Origin of the sequence: Streptomyces sp. NPDC093795, from assembly GCF_044764665.1 — a bacterium.
Classification (GTDB): domain Bacteria; phylum Actinomycetota; class Actinomycetes; order Streptomycetales; family Streptomycetaceae; genus Streptomyces.
This window is the reverse complement of the sequence record NZ_JBIWIO010000002.1, coordinates 313,095-329,961: the sequence shown is the minus strand read 5'-3', so window position 1 is coordinate 329,961 and position 16,867 is coordinate 313,095. Positions and strand designations below refer to the sequence as shown.

Below are 16,867 nucleotides of genomic sequence, written 5' to 3'. Positions count from 1 at the left end.
GGATGTCCCAGAAGCCGAAGCCGTCGCACGGACTCGTGGTCTGCCCGGACTGCGCGGAGCCGCTGGAGTCGGGTGACCGGTTCTGCGGGGCGTGCGGTCACGACCTGATGGCCGTGCCGGCCGCCGGGGTGGAGCCGGACCGCCCGACCGTGGCGATCGGCACCCCCGTGGACTGGCCGGACGCCCCGCCGCGGGAGCCCGGTTCGCTGTCGACCATGACCCAGCACCCGGGCGACCTCCCGGGCACCGACTCCGGCGGCCGTGACCTGCCGACGATGGCGGTGCGTACGGACGGTCCTGTGCCGGTCCGTCCGGACGGTCCTGTACCGGTCCGTACGGACGGTCCTGTGCCGCCCGGTGGGAACACCACCACGGGCAGCGGGGACTTCGAGCTGGCCGCGCCCGACCCGCGTACGGCGGTACGGGTGCCCCCGGTCCCGGCTGCTCCTCCCGCGCCCGCCGCTCCTCCTGTCCCCGCAGCTCCTCCTGTCCCCGCAGCTCCTCCCGCAACTCCCGCCCCCGCCCCCGCCCCCGCCGCTCCCTCCCCCGCGCCCACCGCCACCGTGTGTGTGGCCTGTCGGGCCGGGCGGGTCGACACCGACGGTTACTGCGAGAACTGCGGGCACGCGCAGCCCCGCGAGCGCGACCACATGGAGCGGGAGCTCGGCGGTGTCGCCGCCGTCAGCGACCGCGGGCTGCGCCATCACCGTAACGAGGACGCGTTCGCCGTATCCGCGACCACGCTCCCCGACGGCTCCCCCGCCACCGTCGCAATCGTCTGCGACGGCGTGTCCTCCGCGACCCGGCCCGACGAGGCGTCCGCCGCGGCCGCGGAGGCGGCCGGTGCCTCGCTGCTCGCGGCGCTCCCCCGGGGCACCCACCCGCAGCAGGCGATGCACGAGGCGATCGTCGCCGCCGCCGAGGCCGTCAACTCCCTCGCGGAGGAGCCGGACCAGGACGGGACCGAGCAGGACCCGCACCGCCACCGCAACGCCCCGGCCTGCACGATCGTGGGCTCCGTCGTCACCGACGGCCTGCTCGTGGTGGGCTGGGTCGGGGACAGCCGCGTCTACTGGGTGCCGGACGACCGCGCCACCCCGCCCGCCCGGCTCACCGAGGACGACTCGTGGGCCGCCCAGATGGTCGCTGCGGGTCTGATGAACGAGGCCGAGGCATACGCGGACGAGCGCGCCCACGCGATCACCGGCTGGCTCGGCGCCGACGCGTACGAACTGGAGCCGCACACGGCCGCGTTCAAGCCGGACCGGTCCGGCGTGGTGGTGGTCTGCACGGACGGCCTGTGGAACTACGCGGAGGGCGCCGACGACATGGCCCGGGTCGTCCCCGCCGACGCGGCGCACCGCCCGCTGCACAGCGCCCAGGTCCTGGTCGGCCACGCCCTGGACGGCGGAGGCCACGACAACATCACGGTCGCCCTCGTGCCGTTCACCGTCACCCCTCAAGGGGCAGGATCCGCCTGAGCGGTCGCCGGTCCCCCGTCCCCTTCAGCCTTGTTGTCCGAGGAGCCGTAACAGATGGCGAACTTCTCCAAGTCGACCGTGCCGCAGTTCTCGGTGGACGTCTACCAGAACGAGTTCCTGCCCGAGGGCGGGCGTGACGTCAGCGCGATCGTCACGGTCACGGCGACCGGGGGCGGCACCAGCGGGCATCGGCTCTACGGCCCGTCGGGCGCCGGGACGGCCGGTGTCGTGATCATGGTCGACTGCTCCGGCTCGATGGACTACCCCTCCACCAAGATGCGGGGCGCCCGTGAGGCGACCGCCGCCGCCGTGGACACCCTGCGCGACGGCACGTCCTTCGCCGTCGTCGCCGGTACGCACGTGGCGAAGGAGGTCTACCCCGGGGACGGCCGCCTCGCCGTCGCCGACGCCCGCACCCGGGCCGAGGCCAAGGAGGCGCTGCGCCGGCTGAGCGCGGGCGGCGGCACGGCGATCGGCACCTGGCTGCGGCTCGCGGACCGGCTGCTCTCCTCCGCCGACCTCACCATCCGGCACGGCATCCTGCTCACCGACGGCCGCAACGAGCACGAGTCGCCGGAGGAACTGCGGGCCGCGCTCGACGTCTGCGCGGGCCGCTTCACCTGTGACGCGCGCGGGGTGGGAACCGACTGGGAGGTCAAGGAGGTCACCGGGATCGCCTCGGCGCTCCTCGGCACCGCCGACATCGTCGCCGACCCGTCCGCCCTCGCCGCCGACTTCACGGCGATGATGGAGCAGGCGATGGGCAAGGGCGTCGCGGACGTCGCGCTGCGGCTCTGGACCCCCGTCGGCGTGGAGATCGCGTACGTGAAGCAGGTGGCGCCGACGGTCGAGGACCTGACGGGGCGGCGTACCGAGGCCGGACCGCGCGCCGGGGACTACCCGACGGGCTCGTGGGGCGACGAGTCCCGCGACTACCACGTCAGCGTGCGGGTCCCGCGGGCCGCGGTCGGCCAGGAGATGCTCGCCGCCCGGGTCTCCCTGATCGCCCCGGACCCGGCGGGCGGCGACCCGCGCCCGCTGTCTCAGGGACTGGTACGGGCGGTGTGGACCGACGACCTGGCGATGTCGACGTCGATCAACCCTCAGGTCGCGCACTACACGGGCCAGGCCGAGCTGGCGGACGTCATCCAACAGGGCCTCGATGCCCGCAAATCGGGCGATCACGACGGCGCGACGGCCAAACTGGGCCGCGCCGTGCAGCTCGCGGCGGCCTCGGGGAACGCGGATACGGCGAAACTGCTTTCGAAGGTGGTCGACGTCGTCGACGCGGCGACCGGTACTGTGCGTTTGAAGGCGAAGGTCGCGGATGCGGACGAGATGACACTCGAAACGCGCTCCACCAAGACCGTTCGCGTCAAGAGGTAGCCCGGCCACCGGGCCGGACGACGAGAGGGGGAAGCACCGACATGCCTACCTGCCCGAACGGACACCAGTCGGTCTCCGACGACTGGTGCGAGGTCTGCGGCCATCGCATGGCCGGGGCGGGTGCGCCGACGGGTGCCGTACCGCCGCCTCCCCCGCCGCCGCCCCCCGCGTACGGATACCCCGGCCCCGGTGGCCCCGGCCGGCCCCCGATGGGCCCGCCGCCCGGTGGTCCCGGCGCGCCCGGCCCCGGGGGTCCCGGTGCTCCGGCCGCTCCCGGTGGCTTCGGCCCCGGTGGCGACCCGAACGCGACGGCCCAGGCGGAGCTCTGCCCGCAGTGCCGTACCCCGCGCGAGTACATGGCGCCGTTCTGCGAGGAGTGCCGCTGGAACTTCCTCACGAACACGGCGACCTCGTACACGCCGCTGGCCCCGCAGAACGCCCCGTCACCGCCGCAGCAGCCCGGGCCGCCGCCCGGTCTGAACCTGCCGCCGGGCTTCCAGTCCCCGCCGCAGCACCAGACGCCCCCGCCTCCGCAGCAGCAGCCGCAGCAGCAGCAGCAGCCGCAGGACCCGTTCGGGTACCAGGGCTCGCGGCCCTCGCAGGTGAACCGCCCGGCCGAGCCGCTCGGGGGCGACCCCACGCACCACCAGGCTCCGCCGCAGCGCCCGCCGGCGCAGCAGCAGCCCATGCAGCAGCCGTCCGCGCAGCAGCCGCCCGCCCCGCCCGCGTACCTCCAGGCTCCGGCCCAGGCACCGGCGCCGCCCGCGCCGCCGCAGCCGCGCGCGGACGACGACTGGGTCCTCTCGCCGCCGTCGCAGCACCAAGCGCCGCAGGCACCTCCGCAGCACCAGGGGCCGCCGGCACCTCCGCAGCACCAGGCGCCCCAGGCACCGCCTCAGCATCACGCGCCTCCGCAGCACCAGACGCCTCCGCCGCCCCCGCAGCACCAGGGGCCCCAGGGGTCTCCGCAGCACCAGCCGCCCCACGGCCCTCCCCCGCACCAGGGTCAGCAGCAGCCTCCGCAGCAGTACCAGCCGCCGCGGCAGCCGCTGTCCTGGACCGCGGTCATCGGCCCGGACCGCGACTACTTCATGGCGATGATGCAGCGCAGCGGCCCCGAGGCGACGGGCCTGAACCTGCCCGCGTACTCGCCGGACAAGCATCTGCCGCTCCAGGGCAACCAGATCTCCATCGGCCGCCGCCGGCACTCCACCGGCGAGTCGCCCGACATCGACCTGTCGGTGCCGCCGGAGGACCCGGGCGTCTCGCACCAGCACGCCGTGCTCGTGCAGCAGCCGGACGGCTCGTGGGCGGTGGTGGACCAGAACTCCACCAACGGCACCACGGTCAACGGCGGCGAGGAGCCGATCCAGCCCTACGTCCCCGTCCAGCTCCAGGACGGCGACCGGGTGCACGTCGGCGCCTGGACGACGATCACGGTCCGTCTGGCCTGACCCGGCCTGACCCGTACGTTCACGCGCCCGGCAGGGGCCAGGCGTACGGCCCTCCGGGGTCGTCGAGCCAGGCCCACTGCCGGTCGCCGCTGACCGTCACCCCGAAGCGCTCCCGCTCCGGCCGCCGCTCGCGCAGCCAGAGCGAGAGCGCTTCCCGTCTGTCGAGGGTCCCGCCGACCAGACCCCAGAGGAAGCGGAAGCGCTCGTCCCCGGCCGGATCGGGCCGCGGGACGCGCCCCGCGGCGCCCCGGAGCGCCACGAAGTACGCGGAGGTCGCGAGGAACCGTCCCTCCGCGTGCGCCCCGTCGCGCACCCGCAGCAGGAGCAGCCCGGTGGAGAGCGGGGCGAGGACCAGGGCGCCCGGCCCGCACTGAGCGAGCCAGGGGTACGGGACCGAGGGCAGCGCGCAGGTCGCGACGATCCGGTCGTGGGGGGCGTGCTCGGGACAGCCGCGGGCGCCGTCGGCGGTGACGACCGCCGGGCGGTACCCGGCGGCGGCCAGATGGGTCCGGGCGGACTCGGTGATCTCCTCGTCCAGGTCGACGGTGGTGACGTGCTCCTCGCCGAGCCGGTGGCAGAGCAGGGCCGCGTGGTAGCCGGTCCCGGCTCCGATCTCCAGGACGTCGTCCCCGTCGCGTACGTCCAGGGCCTGGAGCATCAGCGCCATCAGGGAGGGCTGACTGGCGGACGAGACCAGCTCCCCGTCCCGCACCCGGGTGGCGATCGCCGTGTCCTCGTAGGCCCCGCGGAGCCAGCTGTCCCGCCGCCCGGGGTCGGGGTCGCCGGACCAGAGCCGCTCGTAGCCGCCGTTCCCGGGCACGTAGTAGTACGGGACGAAGAGGTGGCGCGGGACCTCGGCGAAGGCGGCGCGCCAGGCGGGATCGGTCAGCGAGCCGTCCGCCTCGATCTCCCGCACGAGGGCCCGTCGCGCCCGCGCGCCGGCCTCGGCGAACTCGTCCGGCCGCTCCCGCCGCTCATCCATGCCTCCACTCTCCCGCCGCCGGGGGTCCCCGGCGAGCGGTCCTGGACCTCAAGTCCTAGGACGGGTCATCTGAGACGATGGGACGGTGAACGAGATTCCCGGGGAAACGACGCAGGAGCAGACCTTCTACGAGCAGGTCGGCGGGGAGGAGACCTTCCGCCGTCTGGTCCGCCGCTTCTACGAGGGTGTCGCGGGGGACCCGCTGCTGCGCCCGATGTACCCCGAGGAGGACCTCGGCCCGGCGGAGGAGCGCCTCGCCCTCTTCCTGATGCAGTACTGGGGCGGCCCCCGCACCTACAGCGACGATCGCGGCCACCCCCGCCTCCGGATGCGCCACGCCCCGTTCACCGTGGACCAGGCGGCCCACGACGCCTGGCTCCGCCATATGCGCGCGGCCCTGGACGACCTGGCCCTGGCCCCGGAGCACGAGCGCGAGCTCTGGCGCTATCTGACGTACGCGGCGGCCTCGATGGTGAACACGGCCGGCTGACGACCCCTCACCCATCTCTCACGGAACTCACCTGCCACGGAACTCACCTGTCGCGGAACCTGTCACGGACGGACACATTCCGGAGACGGGACCCCGAATAACGGTCACGATCGCATCAAGGTCGGACCGTAAGCGGTTTCCAGCGGCACATGCCCTCTGAAAGCATCCGAGGGAAGTCTCGGGAGCGTTCGACCACGTTCGACGTGCGCACCGTGATCAGGGTGGCCAGGGGGATGGGTGACGGGGTTCGTATTTCTGCGTGTCAGGGCACACCGGCTGCTGCTCGCCGCCGCGCTGCTCGCCGTGCTCCTGACCACCTCGGTGCTCGCCACCCTCGCCTCCTTCTCCGGGGCCATCGGGGACGCCGCGCTCCAGGCCGGTCTCCGGGGCAGGTCCGCGGCCGCCGCCTCGCTGCATGTGAGCGGGCAGGTGCCCACCGCCAAGCGGGCCGGCGCCGAGGAGGCCGTCCAGGAGGGGATGCGGCGGACCTTCGACGGCCTGCCCGTGACCGTACGGCGCCTGGACCACTCCGGGCCGTACGCGCTGCCCCGGAGTCTCCAGGCGCCCGCCGCCCGTAAGGGCGACCCCGACCTCACCCACTTCGCCGCGCTCGACCGCTCGAAGCTGTCCCTCGTCCGCGGCGCCTGGCCCTCCGCCGCCCGGACCGCCGGCGTGATCGAGACGGCGCTGCCCGAGGAGGCGGCCCGGCGGCTGCGGGTCGGCCCCGGGACCGTACTGGATCTGAGCGACCGGCTCGACGACCGGCGGGTGAAGGCCCGGATCACCGGCGTCTACCGGCCCGTCGACACCGGTGACCTGTACTGGCAGCTGGACTTGGCCGGCGGCCGCGGGGTGCGGACGGTCGCGTTCACGACGTACGGCCCGCTCCTCGCCGACCCGGCGGCGCTCGCCTCAGGGGCGCTGAGCTCCGGCGCCACGTCCTGGCTCGGCTCCGCCGACTTCACCGGCCTCACCACCGACCGCATCGACGCCCTGCGCGCCTCGGCGACCGAGGGCCCGAAGGCGCTGGCCGAGGCCCCCGACCGGTTCGGTACGACGATCTCCGCGACCACCGCGCTGCCGACCGTCCTCGAACAGACCCAGCGGTCCCTGCTCGTCTCCCGCTCCACCCTCCTCATCGTCGCCGTCCAGCTGGTGCTCCTCGCCGCGTACGCGCTGCTGCTCGTCGCCCGGCTGCTCAGCACCGAGCGCTCCGGGGAGACCGCGCTGCTTCGGGCCCGCGGCGGTTCGCGGCGCCGGATCGCCGGGCTCGCCGCCGTCGAGGCGCTGCTGCTCGCCCTGCCCGCGGCGCTCGCCGCCCCGCTCCTCTCGGGACCGCTGACCCGGCTCTTCGCCGAGCGGTCCGCGCTCTCCTCCCTCGGCGTGGAGCTGGACACGGCGCCCTCGCTCCAGGTGTGGCTGGTCGCCGCCGCCGTGGCGGTGTGCTGCGCGGCGGCCGTCGTCGCCCCCGCGCTCGCTGCGGGGGACGGCTCCGTCGTCTCGCTGCGCAAGGCCCGCTCGGCGTCGCTGCCGGGCCCCGTGCGGGCCGGGGCCGACCTCGGTCTGCTCGCCGTCGCCGCCATCGCGTACTGGCAGTTGCAGCGCCCCGCGGCCGCGGGCGGCACCCTCGGCACGGGGGAACCCGGCGGCGGCTCCATGGACCCGGTGCTCGTCGCCGCGCCCGCCCTCGCCCTGCTCGCCGGCACGGTCCTGACCCTGCGTCTGCTGCCGCCCGCCGCCAAGCTGGCCGAGCGGCGCGCGGCGGGCGGGCGTGGTCTCTCCGCCGCGCTCGCCGGCTGGCAGTTCAGCCGCCGGCCGCTGCGCGGTGCGGGCCCCGTCCTCCTCCTCGTCCTCGCCGTGGCGATGGGCATGCTCGCCATCGGGCAGAACCGGTCGTGGGAGCGTTCGCAGCGCGACCAGGCCGACTTCCGCACCGGCGCGGCCGTCCGTGTCCTCGGCGCGGGCCCCGGCGAACCCACCCGGACCGAGCAGTTGGGCGCCGTACCCGGTGTCCGCGCGGTGGCCCCGGTGTACCGCACCGGCATGGACGTGGCCGGCAGGAACGCGACCGTCCTGGCCGTCGACACCCGCAACGCCGCCGGCGGCCTGTTGATGCGCCCCGACCTCGCCGACGCCCCCGTCCGCTCCCTCCTCGCCCCGCTCGCCCCCGCGGCGACCACCCGCCCCGGGCTCCCGCTGCCCGCCGGCACCCGGGCGTTCACCGCGGACCTGCGGCTCACCGCGACGGCGGCCCCTGCCCAGGTCACGGCCGTCCTGGAGGACCCGAACGGCGTCCCGTACCGGCAGGCCATGGGCCTGCTGCCCACCGACGGCCGGACCCACCGGCTGACCGTCGACCTCGGCTCCCTGACCGCCGTACCGGGCGCCGACGCGGGCCGCGGCTCCGGCGGCCTGCTCACGCTCACCGGCCTGGAGTTGACCGGCCGGTTCGACGACGGCGCGGGGACGGGGACCCTCCGCGCGGAGCGGTTCGGCGTCGTCCGCGCGGACGGCGGCGAGCAGGTCCACGCCCCCGGGCGGATCCTCGCCCCCTGGACGCACCTGTACGAGGCGACCGACGGCGACGCCGTGGGCGGCAGCCCCACCTCCGGCGTCCCCGGCACCGCCGGGCCCGGAGGCCGGCCCGCCCCGTACACCGTCTCGTTCGCCGCCACCAGCGCGTCCGACAAGGAACCCTCCCCGGCGGCCGAGGAGTTCGCCCTGCGGATGACCGCACCCGGGCCGAAGGCGCCCGAGCAGCTGTTCGCCGTGGCCACGGGGGCCTTCATGACGGCGACCGGAGCCGGGCCCGGCGACGAGATCGAGGTCGCCATCGGCGGCCGCAGCGTCCGCGTCACCGTCGCCCACGTCGTCGACGAGCTGCCCACCACAGGGCCGGGAGCCCAGGCGGCCTCCGCCCTCTCCCCCGTCGCCACCCCCGACGACGGCGGTACGGTCCTCCTCGACCTGGCGGCCGTCAACCAGTACCTCTCCACCGGCGAGGCCTCGACCGTGCCGCCCACCGAATGGTGGCTGACCGTCGCCCCCGGCCGGGCCGACGAGGTCGCCACGGCCCTGCGCGCCCGGCCCGACGCCGACCCCGCGCAGGTCCTCGTACGCGACGAGGTCGCCGCTGAACTGCTCGGCGACCCGCTCGGCGCGGGCCCCAACGCCGCCCTGATGGCGGTCGCCGCCGCCGCGGCCGCGCTCGCCGCCGTCGGCTTCGCGGTCGGCTCGGCCGGCGCCATGCGGGAACGGTCCGCCGAGTTCGGGGTGCTGCGGGCGCTCGGCGCGCCACGCCGCCGCCTCGCCCGGCTGATCGCCGCCGAACAGGGACTGCTCATCGGCATCGGCCTGCTCGTCGGCATCGGACTCGGCGCCGTCCTGGCCCGGGCGGTCGTCCCGCTGGTCCTCCTGACCGGCCAGGCCGCCCGTCCCGTCCCCCCGGTCCTGGTCGAACTGCCCCTCGGCCACGTCGCCCTGCTGCTCGCGGGAGTCGCCGCGCTGCCGCTCGCCATGGTCGCCGTCATCGCGCTGCGCCCGACGGACCCGGCCGTGACCCTGCGCCACCAGGGGGACAACTGATGGCGCCGACGGCCCCGTACGACGACGATCACGCCGACGACCACGCTCCCGACGGCCACAGCACCGGCACACCCGCCGTACGCAGGAAGGCACCCGACATGGCCCGGCCCAGGTCCGACAAGCCCGCCCGCGCCGTGGCGCCCTGGGTGCGGACCCGGCTGCGGACCGCGCCCCGGTCCGCCGCGTCGCTCGCCCTGCTCGTCCTGGTCACCGCGTACCTCGCGGCCGCGCTGCCGCGGGCGATGGACGCGTACGAGACCGAGGGGCTGCGGCACGACATCCGTACCGCCGCGCCCCGCACCACCGTCCTCGAACTCACCGCCCCCCTCGGCGTGACCCCACCCGAGTCGACCCTGGCCCCCGGTGTCCTCCGGAAGCAGCACGACGAGGTCCGTGCCCTGTTCCCGGAGCCGATCAGGACCGACCCGGGACAGAGCGTCCACGGCGTCCGTACGGTCAAGCGCGTCGAGGGCCTCGACCCCTGGCTGCCCCGGCCCGACGGCATGTCCCCCGAGTTCGTGCTCTCCTCCCCGTCCGGGCTCACCGAGCACGCCACGCTGCGGACCGGCCGGCTCGCGGCGGGCACGTCCGGCGCGCCCGAAGCGGTGGTGACCGCGCAGACCGCCGCGGCCCTGCGGCTGAAGCCCGGCTCCGTCGTGCACGTGCCGAGCAGGGCCGGCACGGAACCGCTCGCCGTGACCGTCACCGGGATCGTGGAGCCGCGCGGCCCCGAAGCCGCGTACTGGGCGGTGGAACCGCTGCTCCGTACCCCCGCGTACGCCCCGCTCGTCGCCGACGGAGAGGTGAAGTACTACTGGCAGGGGGCGCTGCTCCTCTCCCCCACGTCCGCGGCCGCCGCGCTCTCCACCCTCGGCGACCCGGAGGTCTTCTTCCGGTTCATGCCCACGTCCGGCCACCTCACCGGCCGCGACACCGACCGGCTCGCCGCCGCGCTCGACTCGGCGGCCGGCGGCCCCGACCTGCTCAGGATGCGCGAGGTCGTGGGGCCCACCGGGGCCCTGACCACCGAACTCGACACGATCGTCGACTCGTACGGTTCGATGCGCGAGGCGATCGGTCCGGTCGTCGCCGTCGCCGTCTTCGGGATCGGCGCGGTCGCGGCGGTCGTCCTCGCCATGACCGGCGGGCTGTTCGTCGCCCGCAGGGACGGCGAACTGGCCCTGCTCCGCTCCCGTGGCGCCTCGCTCACCGGCATCGGCCTGCGGCTGCTCGGCGAGACCTCCGCCGTCTCCGTACCGGCCGCGGCGCTCGCCCTGGTCCTCGCGGTGGTGACGGTACGGACACCCGGCGGCGGGCCCGACGCGATCCCCCTCGGCCCCTCCCTGCTCGCCGCCTCGGCCGTCGCCCTCCTCGCGATGCTCGTCCTGCCGCTGCGTGCGGTCGTCCTGCACCGGCGCCCGCGCCTGCACGGCGGGCGCGACGACCTGCTCACCGCGCGCCCCTCCCGGCGCCGTACGGTCGCCGAACTCACCGTCCTTGTCCTCGCCGTGGGCGCGGTCGTCTCGCTGCGGCTCCGCGGAACTGATGGTTCCGGGGGCTCCGGTGGTTCTGCTGGTTCTGGTGCCTCGGATGGTTCGGGCGCCTCCGGTGACCTTCTGGTGAGCGCCGCGCCGGTCCTCGTCGGCCTGATCGCCGCCTCCCTCCTCGTACGGATCTATCCGCTGCCGCTGCGATGGCTGGGCCGGCCGGCCCGTCGGCTGCGGGGGGCGGTCGGGCCGCTGGCCCTGGCGCGCGCCGGGCGCTCGTCGTCCGCGGGCACGCTCCCGCTGCTCGCGCTCGTCCTCGCGCTGACGACGGCGGCGTTCGGCGGTTCGGTCCTGGCCGGGGTCGCCGACGCCCGCGACCGGGCCGCTCTCCTGGCGACCGGCGCGGACGCCCGGATCGACGGCTCGGTGGAGTGGACCCCGCTGCCGGCCGGGCTCACCGAGTCGGTGCGCGGGACGGCGGGGGTACGGGACGTGGCCCCCGTGCAGATCGAGTACGGGGTGGCCCTGCCGTCCCACCAGGGGACCACCGTCCAGCCGATGAGCGGCACCCTGGTGGGCGTCGAACCCGGCTCGTACACCCGCCACGCGGAACGCACCGGCTTCGGGCCGTTCCCGGCGGGGCTGCTCGCGTCGACGGGGAAGGGCGGCAAGGAGGCCGCCGCGGACACCGAGCGGGTGCTGCCCGCGATCGCCTCGCCCTCGGTAGCCGAACGGCTCGGCGAGGAGCCGCAGGAGATCGTGACGGCGGCAGGCGTCTTCCGGGTGAAGGTGGTCGCCGTCCGGTCGGCCACTCCGGCCCTGCCCGGCGCAGACTTCCTCCTCGTCAACGCCGCCGACCTCACCCACAGGACCCCCACCACACTGCTCGTCACCGGCCCGCGGGACGGCGCCGCGCTGCGGGCCGCCGTGAAGGCGAAGTCCGACGCCCTGCTCGTGTCGATGCGCGCCGAGGAGCGGGCCGGCTACGTGGACTCGCCGCTCCAGTCGGGCGCCGAGCGGATGTACCTGGGCGCGATCGGCGTGGGCGGCGGCTTCGCCGTGGTGGCCGTGCTGCTGTCCCTGATGCAGAACGCGCCGGAGCGGACGACGCTCCTCGCCCGGCTGCGGACGATGGGCCTCACCCGGAAGCAGGGCCGTCGTCTGCTCGGGCTCGAAGCGGTGCCGCAGGCGGTGCTCGCGGCGCTCGGCGGGACGCTGGTCGGCTGGGCGACGGTGCCGCTGCTCGCGCCGGGCATCGACCTGTTCCGGCTCGCGCTGGCGACGACACCGGGGTTCGCGCCGCTGGACAGCGCGCCGCTGCGGGCGGACCCGTGGTCGCTGGTGGTGCCCGCGCTCGTGGTCGTCGTCCTGACGGCGACGGCGGCGGCCGGTCAGGCGTGGTGGGCGGGGCGGAAGGGCTCGATCAAGGAACTCAGGGCAGGAGACGCACGATGACGAAGACCGGGACGATCCCCAGCACCGCCTCCGACACCACCCTGGAGGAGCTGGAGCGACGGGTGACCGCGCGGCGCGACCGGCCCTCGTACGGTCATGACGCGCTCATCGCCTGCGACCGGCTGGTCCGGATCTTCACCACGGACGGGGTGGAGGTGCAGGCCCTCCAGGGGCTCGACCTCCTCGTCAAGGAGGGCGAGTTGATGGCCCTGGTCGGCGCCTCGGGCTCCGGCAAGTCGACGCTCATGAACATCCTGGCGGGCCTGGACGTACCGACCGCGGGCGCGGCCCGGGTCGCCGGGTGCGACCTGCTCGCGATGGACGGCAAGGCGCGGCTGCGGTACCGCCGCGAGGTCGTCGGCTTCGTCTGGCAGCAGACCGCCCGCAACCTCCTGCCCTACCTGACGGCCGCCCAGAACGTGGCGCTGCCGATGCAGTTGCGGGGCCGGTCAAGGCAGAAGGCGCAGCGGGCCGAGGAGCTCCTCGCGATGCTGGGCATCGCGGAGGCCCGCGACCGGCGGCCGCACCAGCTGTCCGGCGGTCAGCAGCAGCGGGTGGCCATCGCGGTCGCCCTCGCCAACAACCCGTCCGTGCTCCTCGCCGACGAGCCGACGGGCGAGCTGGACTCGGCCACGGGCGAGCAGGTCTTCGCGGCCTTCCGTCGCGCCAACGACGAGCTGGGCACGACGATCGTGATCGTCACCCACGACCAGGCGGTGGCCTCCGAGGTGCGCCGCACGGTCGCCATCCGCGACGGCCGCACGTCCTCCGAGGTGCTGCGCCGTACGGAGGTCGACGAGCAGGGCCAGGAGTCGCTGGTGGCCCGGGAGTACGCGATGCTCGACCGCGCGGGCCGGCTCCAGCTGCCGGCGGAGTACACGCAGGCGCTCGGGATGGAGCACCGGGTGGCGCTCGAACTGGAGCAGGACCACATCGGGGTGTGGCCGGACGACGCGGAGGGCTGAGGAAGGCTCTCGCGTCCGGGGCGGGGCTCCGGCGAAACCGGGGAGGGCCGGCACACGTCCCTCTCCTGGGGGGTGGTGTCCGTGCCAGGGGGATCCATGCGAGTGGTGAGCGTGCCGTCGAGGAAGGCGCGAAGGGCCCGGGTGGCGGTGTTCCTGCCGGCGGTGGCCGCGGTCGCGCTCGCCGTCTGGGCGGTCTGGTGCTTCGGGGGCGCGTCGGCGCCGTCCACCGCGGTCGCGGTCTCGGTCGGCGGGGCGGCCATCGTCGTCGCGGGGGTGGCGTACTTCGCCCTGGTGACCGGGAGCCTGGGCTTCTTCGGCGCGCTGGGGCTGGCCGGCGGGCTGCTCCTGACGGCGTCCACGGCGGATCAGGCGGCGGCGCGGGGTGAGGTCGCCGAGTGCGTCGTCGAGAAGGTCGCCGGCGAGCACAAGGAGGCGATCTTCGACGGCGGTCTCGACACGACGCTCTTCCACCACACCCTGCGATGCCCGGGCGGCTACCCGTCGTCCCTGGCGGAGGACCGCAGGGTCGCGCCGGACGGCGCGACGATCCGGGTGGCCTACGATCCGCGCCGCCGGGTGGACCCGGCCCTCGAAGGCTCCAACTCGCCGTGGCTCCCGGGGTTCCTGGCGCTGATCACGCTGTCCGCCGCGACGGCGGCGGCGCGGCACGTCAGCCGCCTGGAGAGCCGCCCGAAGGACCCGCCGATGACCCGCCGAGGGGCACGCCGAGGGGCAGGGCGAGCGCCCCGATAGGGCAGGCCGCCCGCCGTGCGGTGATCAACGGGGGGTGACGGCCAGGGACATCGGTGCGGTGCGCAGGGCGATGGAGCCGTACGGGGTACGCAGCCGCAGCCAGGGCCCGGAGGCGAACAGCGCGACCGGTGTCTCCTCCGGCGTGGGCGGCAGGAAGCCCAGGGACTGGGCGGCGTGCACGGCCCGGAGCGGCAGCCCGGTGGGGCCGAGGGTCCGGGACCAGATCGCGCGGCCGATGCGGTCGCGCTCGTCCCTGGTCCGCCGTTCCTCGGGCAGCTCCTCGTCCCGCGCCCTGAACTCGGCGACGGCGGCGGCGACCGCGCCCCGCATCTCCGCCGCGCTCGGGAGCCCGGCGACGGGCGCCCAGTCGGCGCGCGGCGGGAGCACGCCCGCCCAGGGCGGCCCGGTCACGGAGTCCGGGACGACCGCCTTGCCCGCGGACTCCTCGATGCCTTCGAGGAGTTCACCGGCGGAGACGGTGGCGTCGAGCTCCACCGCGTCGACGAGACGGGCCGTACGGATCGCGAGGACCTCGAAGGACGGCGGCCGTCCGAAGACGGCCAGCGCCCCGCCGCCCGCCTGGAGGCGGACGACGGCGGCCCGGTCGTAGTGGACGAGCCGGGTCAGGAAGGCGGCGAGGGCCGCCGCCTCCCTGGCGTCGTCGAAGTGCAGCGGAGCGAGCACGGTCATGCGGCGGACGTCATCCCGTCGTCCACGTACTCCTCGAGGAAGCTGCGCTCCTCGGCGGTGATCCGCCGCGGCCGCTGCGCCTCGAGATCGAACGGCACGACGACCGTGGACGCCCGTACGTACGTGACGTCGGGGTCCTTGATCTCGTACGCGATCGTCAGCGAAGCCGCGCCGATCTTCGTCACCCAGGACTCGATGGTCACCGGCGCGTGCCGGTGGACCAGCGGCCGCAGGTAGTCGACCTCGTGCCGGGCCACGACGGACCCGCCGGAGAACGAGGGGGAACCGTCCCCCGGCGCCAGCCGGAACATGAAGTCGATCCGCGCCTCTTCCAGGTACCGCAGGAAGACGACGTTGTTGACGTGCCCGAAGGCGTCCATGTCCGACCAGCGCAGGGGACAGCTGTAGATGTGCCTGGTCACTGACTCAGCCTCGGGTCAGCTTCTTGTACGTGGCGCGGTGCGGACGGGCCGCGTCCGGGCCGAGGCGCTCGATCTTGTTCTTCTCGTACGACTCGAAGTTGCCCTCGAACCAGTACCACTTCGACTCGCCCTCGTACGCGAGGATGTGCGTCGCGACCCGGTCGAGGAACCAGCGGTCGTGGGAGATGACCACGGCCGCACCGGGGAACTCGAGCAGCGCGTTCTCGAGCGAGGACAGGGTCTCGACGTCGAGGTCGTTGGTGGGCTCGTCGAGGAGCAGCAGGTTGCCGCCCTCCTTGAGCGTGAGCGCCAGGTTGAGGCGGTTGCGCTCACCACCGGAGAGGACGCCGGCGGGCTTCTGCTGGTCCGGCCCCTTGAAGCCGAAGGCGCTGACGTACGCGCGCGACGGCATCTCGACCTGGCCGACGTTGATGTAGTCCAGCTCGTCCGACACGACGGCCCAGAGGGTCTTCTTGGGGTCGATGTTGGCGCGGGTCTGGTCGACGTAGCTGATCTTGACCGTCTCGCCGATCTTGACCTCGCCGGAGTCCGGGGCCTCCAGGCCCTGGATCATCTTGAAGAGCGTGGTCTTGCCGGCGCCGTTCGGGCCGATGATGCCGACGATGCCGTTACGGGGCAGGGTGAAGGACAGGTCGTCGACGAGGACCTTGTCGCCGAAGGCCTTGGAGAGGTTGTTGACCTCGACGACGATGGAGCCCAGACGCGGGCCCGGCGGGATCTGGATCTCCTCGAAGTCCAGCTTCCGCATCTTGTCGGCCTCGGCCGCCATCTCCTCGTACCGGGCGAGGCGCGCCTTGGACTTGGTCTGCCGGCCCTTGGCGTTGGAGCGGACCCACTCCAGCTCTTCCTTGAGGCGCTTGGCGCGCTTCTCGTCCTTGCGGCCCTCGACCTTGAGGCGGGTGGCCTTCTTCTCCAGGTACGTGGAGTAGTTGCCCTCGTAGGGGATCGCGCGGCCGCGGTCGAGCTCGAGGATCCACTCGGCGACGTTGTTCAGGAAGTACCGGTCGTGCGTGACGGCGACGACGGCGCCCGCGTACTTCGAGAGGTGCTGCTCCAGCCAGTTCACCGACTCGGCGTCGAGGTGGTTGGTGGGCTCGTCGAGGAGGAGCAGGTCCGGGGCCTCGATCAGCAGCTTGCAGAGCGCGACGCGGCGCTTCTCGCCACCGGAGAGGTTGGTGACGGCCCAGTCGCCGGGCGGGCAGCCCAGGGCGTCCATGGCCTGCTCCAGCTGGGCGTCGAGGTCCCAGGCGTTGGCGTGGTCCAGGTCCTCCTGGAGCTTGCCCATCTCGTCCATCAGCGCGTCCGAGTAGTCGGTCGCCATGAGCTCGGCGACCTCGTTGAAGCGCTTGAGCTTCCCCATGATCTCGGCGGCGCCGTCCTGGACGTTCTCCAGGACCGTCTTGGCCTCGTCCAGCTTCGGCTCCTGCATGAGGATGCCGACGCTGTAGCCGGGCGACAGGAACGCGTCACCGTTGGACGGCTGCTCAAGGCCCGCCATGATCTTCAGAACGGTGGACTTACCGGCACCGTTCGGGCCGACCACACCGATCTTCGCACCGGGCAGGAAGCTCAGCGTCACGTCATCGAGGATGACCTTGTCGCCGTGCGCCTTGCGCGTCTTGCGCATCGTGTAGATGTACTCAGCCAAGAGAAACCGTCCGGCTAGGAGTGAGTGGGCAGATACACCCCATCTTGC

12 protein-coding genes are annotated in these 16,867 nt (G+C 74.4%); 8 read left to right on the top strand and 4 right to left on the bottom strand.

Going from position 1 to position 16,867, the window contains the following annotated elements:
- The first annotated feature begins 2 nt into the window (after positions 1-2).
- The 3 genes from ACIRB7_RS06540 to ACIRB7_RS06530 are packed head-to-tail and all read left to right on the top strand — an operon-like array spanning position 3 to position 4,321.
- Positions 3-1,481: a PP2C family serine/threonine-protein phosphatase gene (locus ACIRB7_RS06540; RefSeq protein ID WP_403593235.1), complete on the top strand. Its 1,479-nt coding sequence runs from the start codon at positions 3-5 to the stop codon at positions 1,479-1,481.
- A 54-nt stretch (positions 1,482-1,535) separates the two neighbouring features.
- Complete coding sequence (locus ACIRB7_RS06535) at positions 1,536-2,867, top strand: VWA domain-containing protein (protein ID WP_403593232.1); 1,332 nt, start codon at positions 1,536-1,538, stop codon at positions 2,865-2,867.
- Positions 2,868-2,908: 41 nt separating this feature from the next.
- A complete protein-coding gene (locus tag ACIRB7_RS06530) occupies positions 2,909-4,321 on the top strand; it encodes an FHA domain-containing protein (protein ID WP_403593229.1) in 1,413 nt (470 codons plus the stop codon).
- A gap of 19 nt (positions 4,322-4,340) precedes the next feature.
- On the opposite strand, the gene ACIRB7_RS06525 is transcribed toward ACIRB7_RS06530, so the two are convergent.
- Entirely contained in the window at positions 4,341-5,303 is a 963-nt protein-coding gene (locus ACIRB7_RS06525) for a methyltransferase domain-containing protein (RefSeq protein WP_403593226.1), read from the bottom strand.
- An 85-nt stretch (positions 5,304-5,388) separates the two neighbouring features.
- On the opposite strand from ACIRB7_RS06525, the gene ACIRB7_RS06520 reads away from it, so the two are divergent.
- The 5 genes from ACIRB7_RS06520 (at position 5,389) to ACIRB7_RS06500 (ending at position 14,038) form a co-directional block, all read left to right on the top strand.
- Complete coding sequence (locus tag ACIRB7_RS06520; protein ID WP_403593223.1) at positions 5,389-5,793, top strand: globin; 405 nt, start codon at positions 5,389-5,391, stop codon at positions 5,791-5,793.
- 237 nt (positions 5,794-6,030) lie between these two features.
- Positions 6,031-9,378 carry an FtsX-like permease family protein gene (locus ACIRB7_RS06515; protein ID WP_403593221.1) on the top strand — a complete coding sequence of 1,116 codons (3,348 nt, stop codon included), beginning with the start codon at positions 6,031-6,033 and terminating at the stop codon, positions 9,376-9,378.
- A gap of 98 nt (positions 9,379-9,476) precedes the next feature.
- Entirely contained in the window at positions 9,477-12,320 is a 2,844-nt protein-coding gene (locus ACIRB7_RS06510) for an FtsX-like permease family protein (RefSeq protein ID WP_403594365.1), read from the top strand.
- Positions 12,317-13,285, top strand: a complete 969-nt coding sequence (locus ACIRB7_RS06505) for an ABC transporter ATP-binding protein (protein WP_403593218.1) — start codon at positions 12,317-12,319, stop codon at positions 13,283-13,285. Before ACIRB7_RS06510 ends, ACIRB7_RS06505 begins: the two co-directional genes overlap by 4 nt.
- Positions 13,286-13,381: 96 nt before the next feature.
- Positions 13,382-14,038, top strand: a complete 657-nt coding sequence (locus ACIRB7_RS06500; protein WP_403593215.1) for a hypothetical protein — start codon at positions 13,382-13,384, stop codon at positions 14,036-14,038.
- A gap of 24 nt (positions 14,039-14,062) precedes the next feature.
- On the opposite strand, the gene ACIRB7_RS06495 is transcribed toward ACIRB7_RS06500, so the two are convergent.
- Genes ACIRB7_RS06495 through ettA form a run of 3 tightly spaced genes read right to left on the bottom strand, consistent with a single transcriptional unit; the run spans position 14,063 to position 16,819 of the window.
- Positions 14,063-14,728, bottom strand: coding sequence for a hypothetical protein (locus ACIRB7_RS06495; RefSeq protein ID WP_403593212.1), 666 nt, complete (start codon positions 14,726-14,728; stop codon positions 14,063-14,065).
- Positions 14,725-15,150, bottom strand: a complete 426-nt coding sequence (locus ACIRB7_RS06490; protein ID WP_351209849.1) for a thioesterase family protein — start codon at positions 15,148-15,150, stop codon at positions 14,725-14,727. Before ACIRB7_RS06490 ends, ACIRB7_RS06495 begins: the two co-directional genes overlap by 4 nt.
- A 4-nt stretch (positions 15,151-15,154) precedes the next feature.
- Positions 15,155-16,819 (bottom strand): energy-dependent translational throttle protein EttA, encoded by a 1,665-nt coding sequence (gene ettA / locus ACIRB7_RS06485; protein ID WP_403593209.1) that lies wholly within the window; start codon positions 16,817-16,819, stop codon positions 15,155-15,157.
- Positions 16,820-16,867 lie beyond the last annotated feature (48 nt).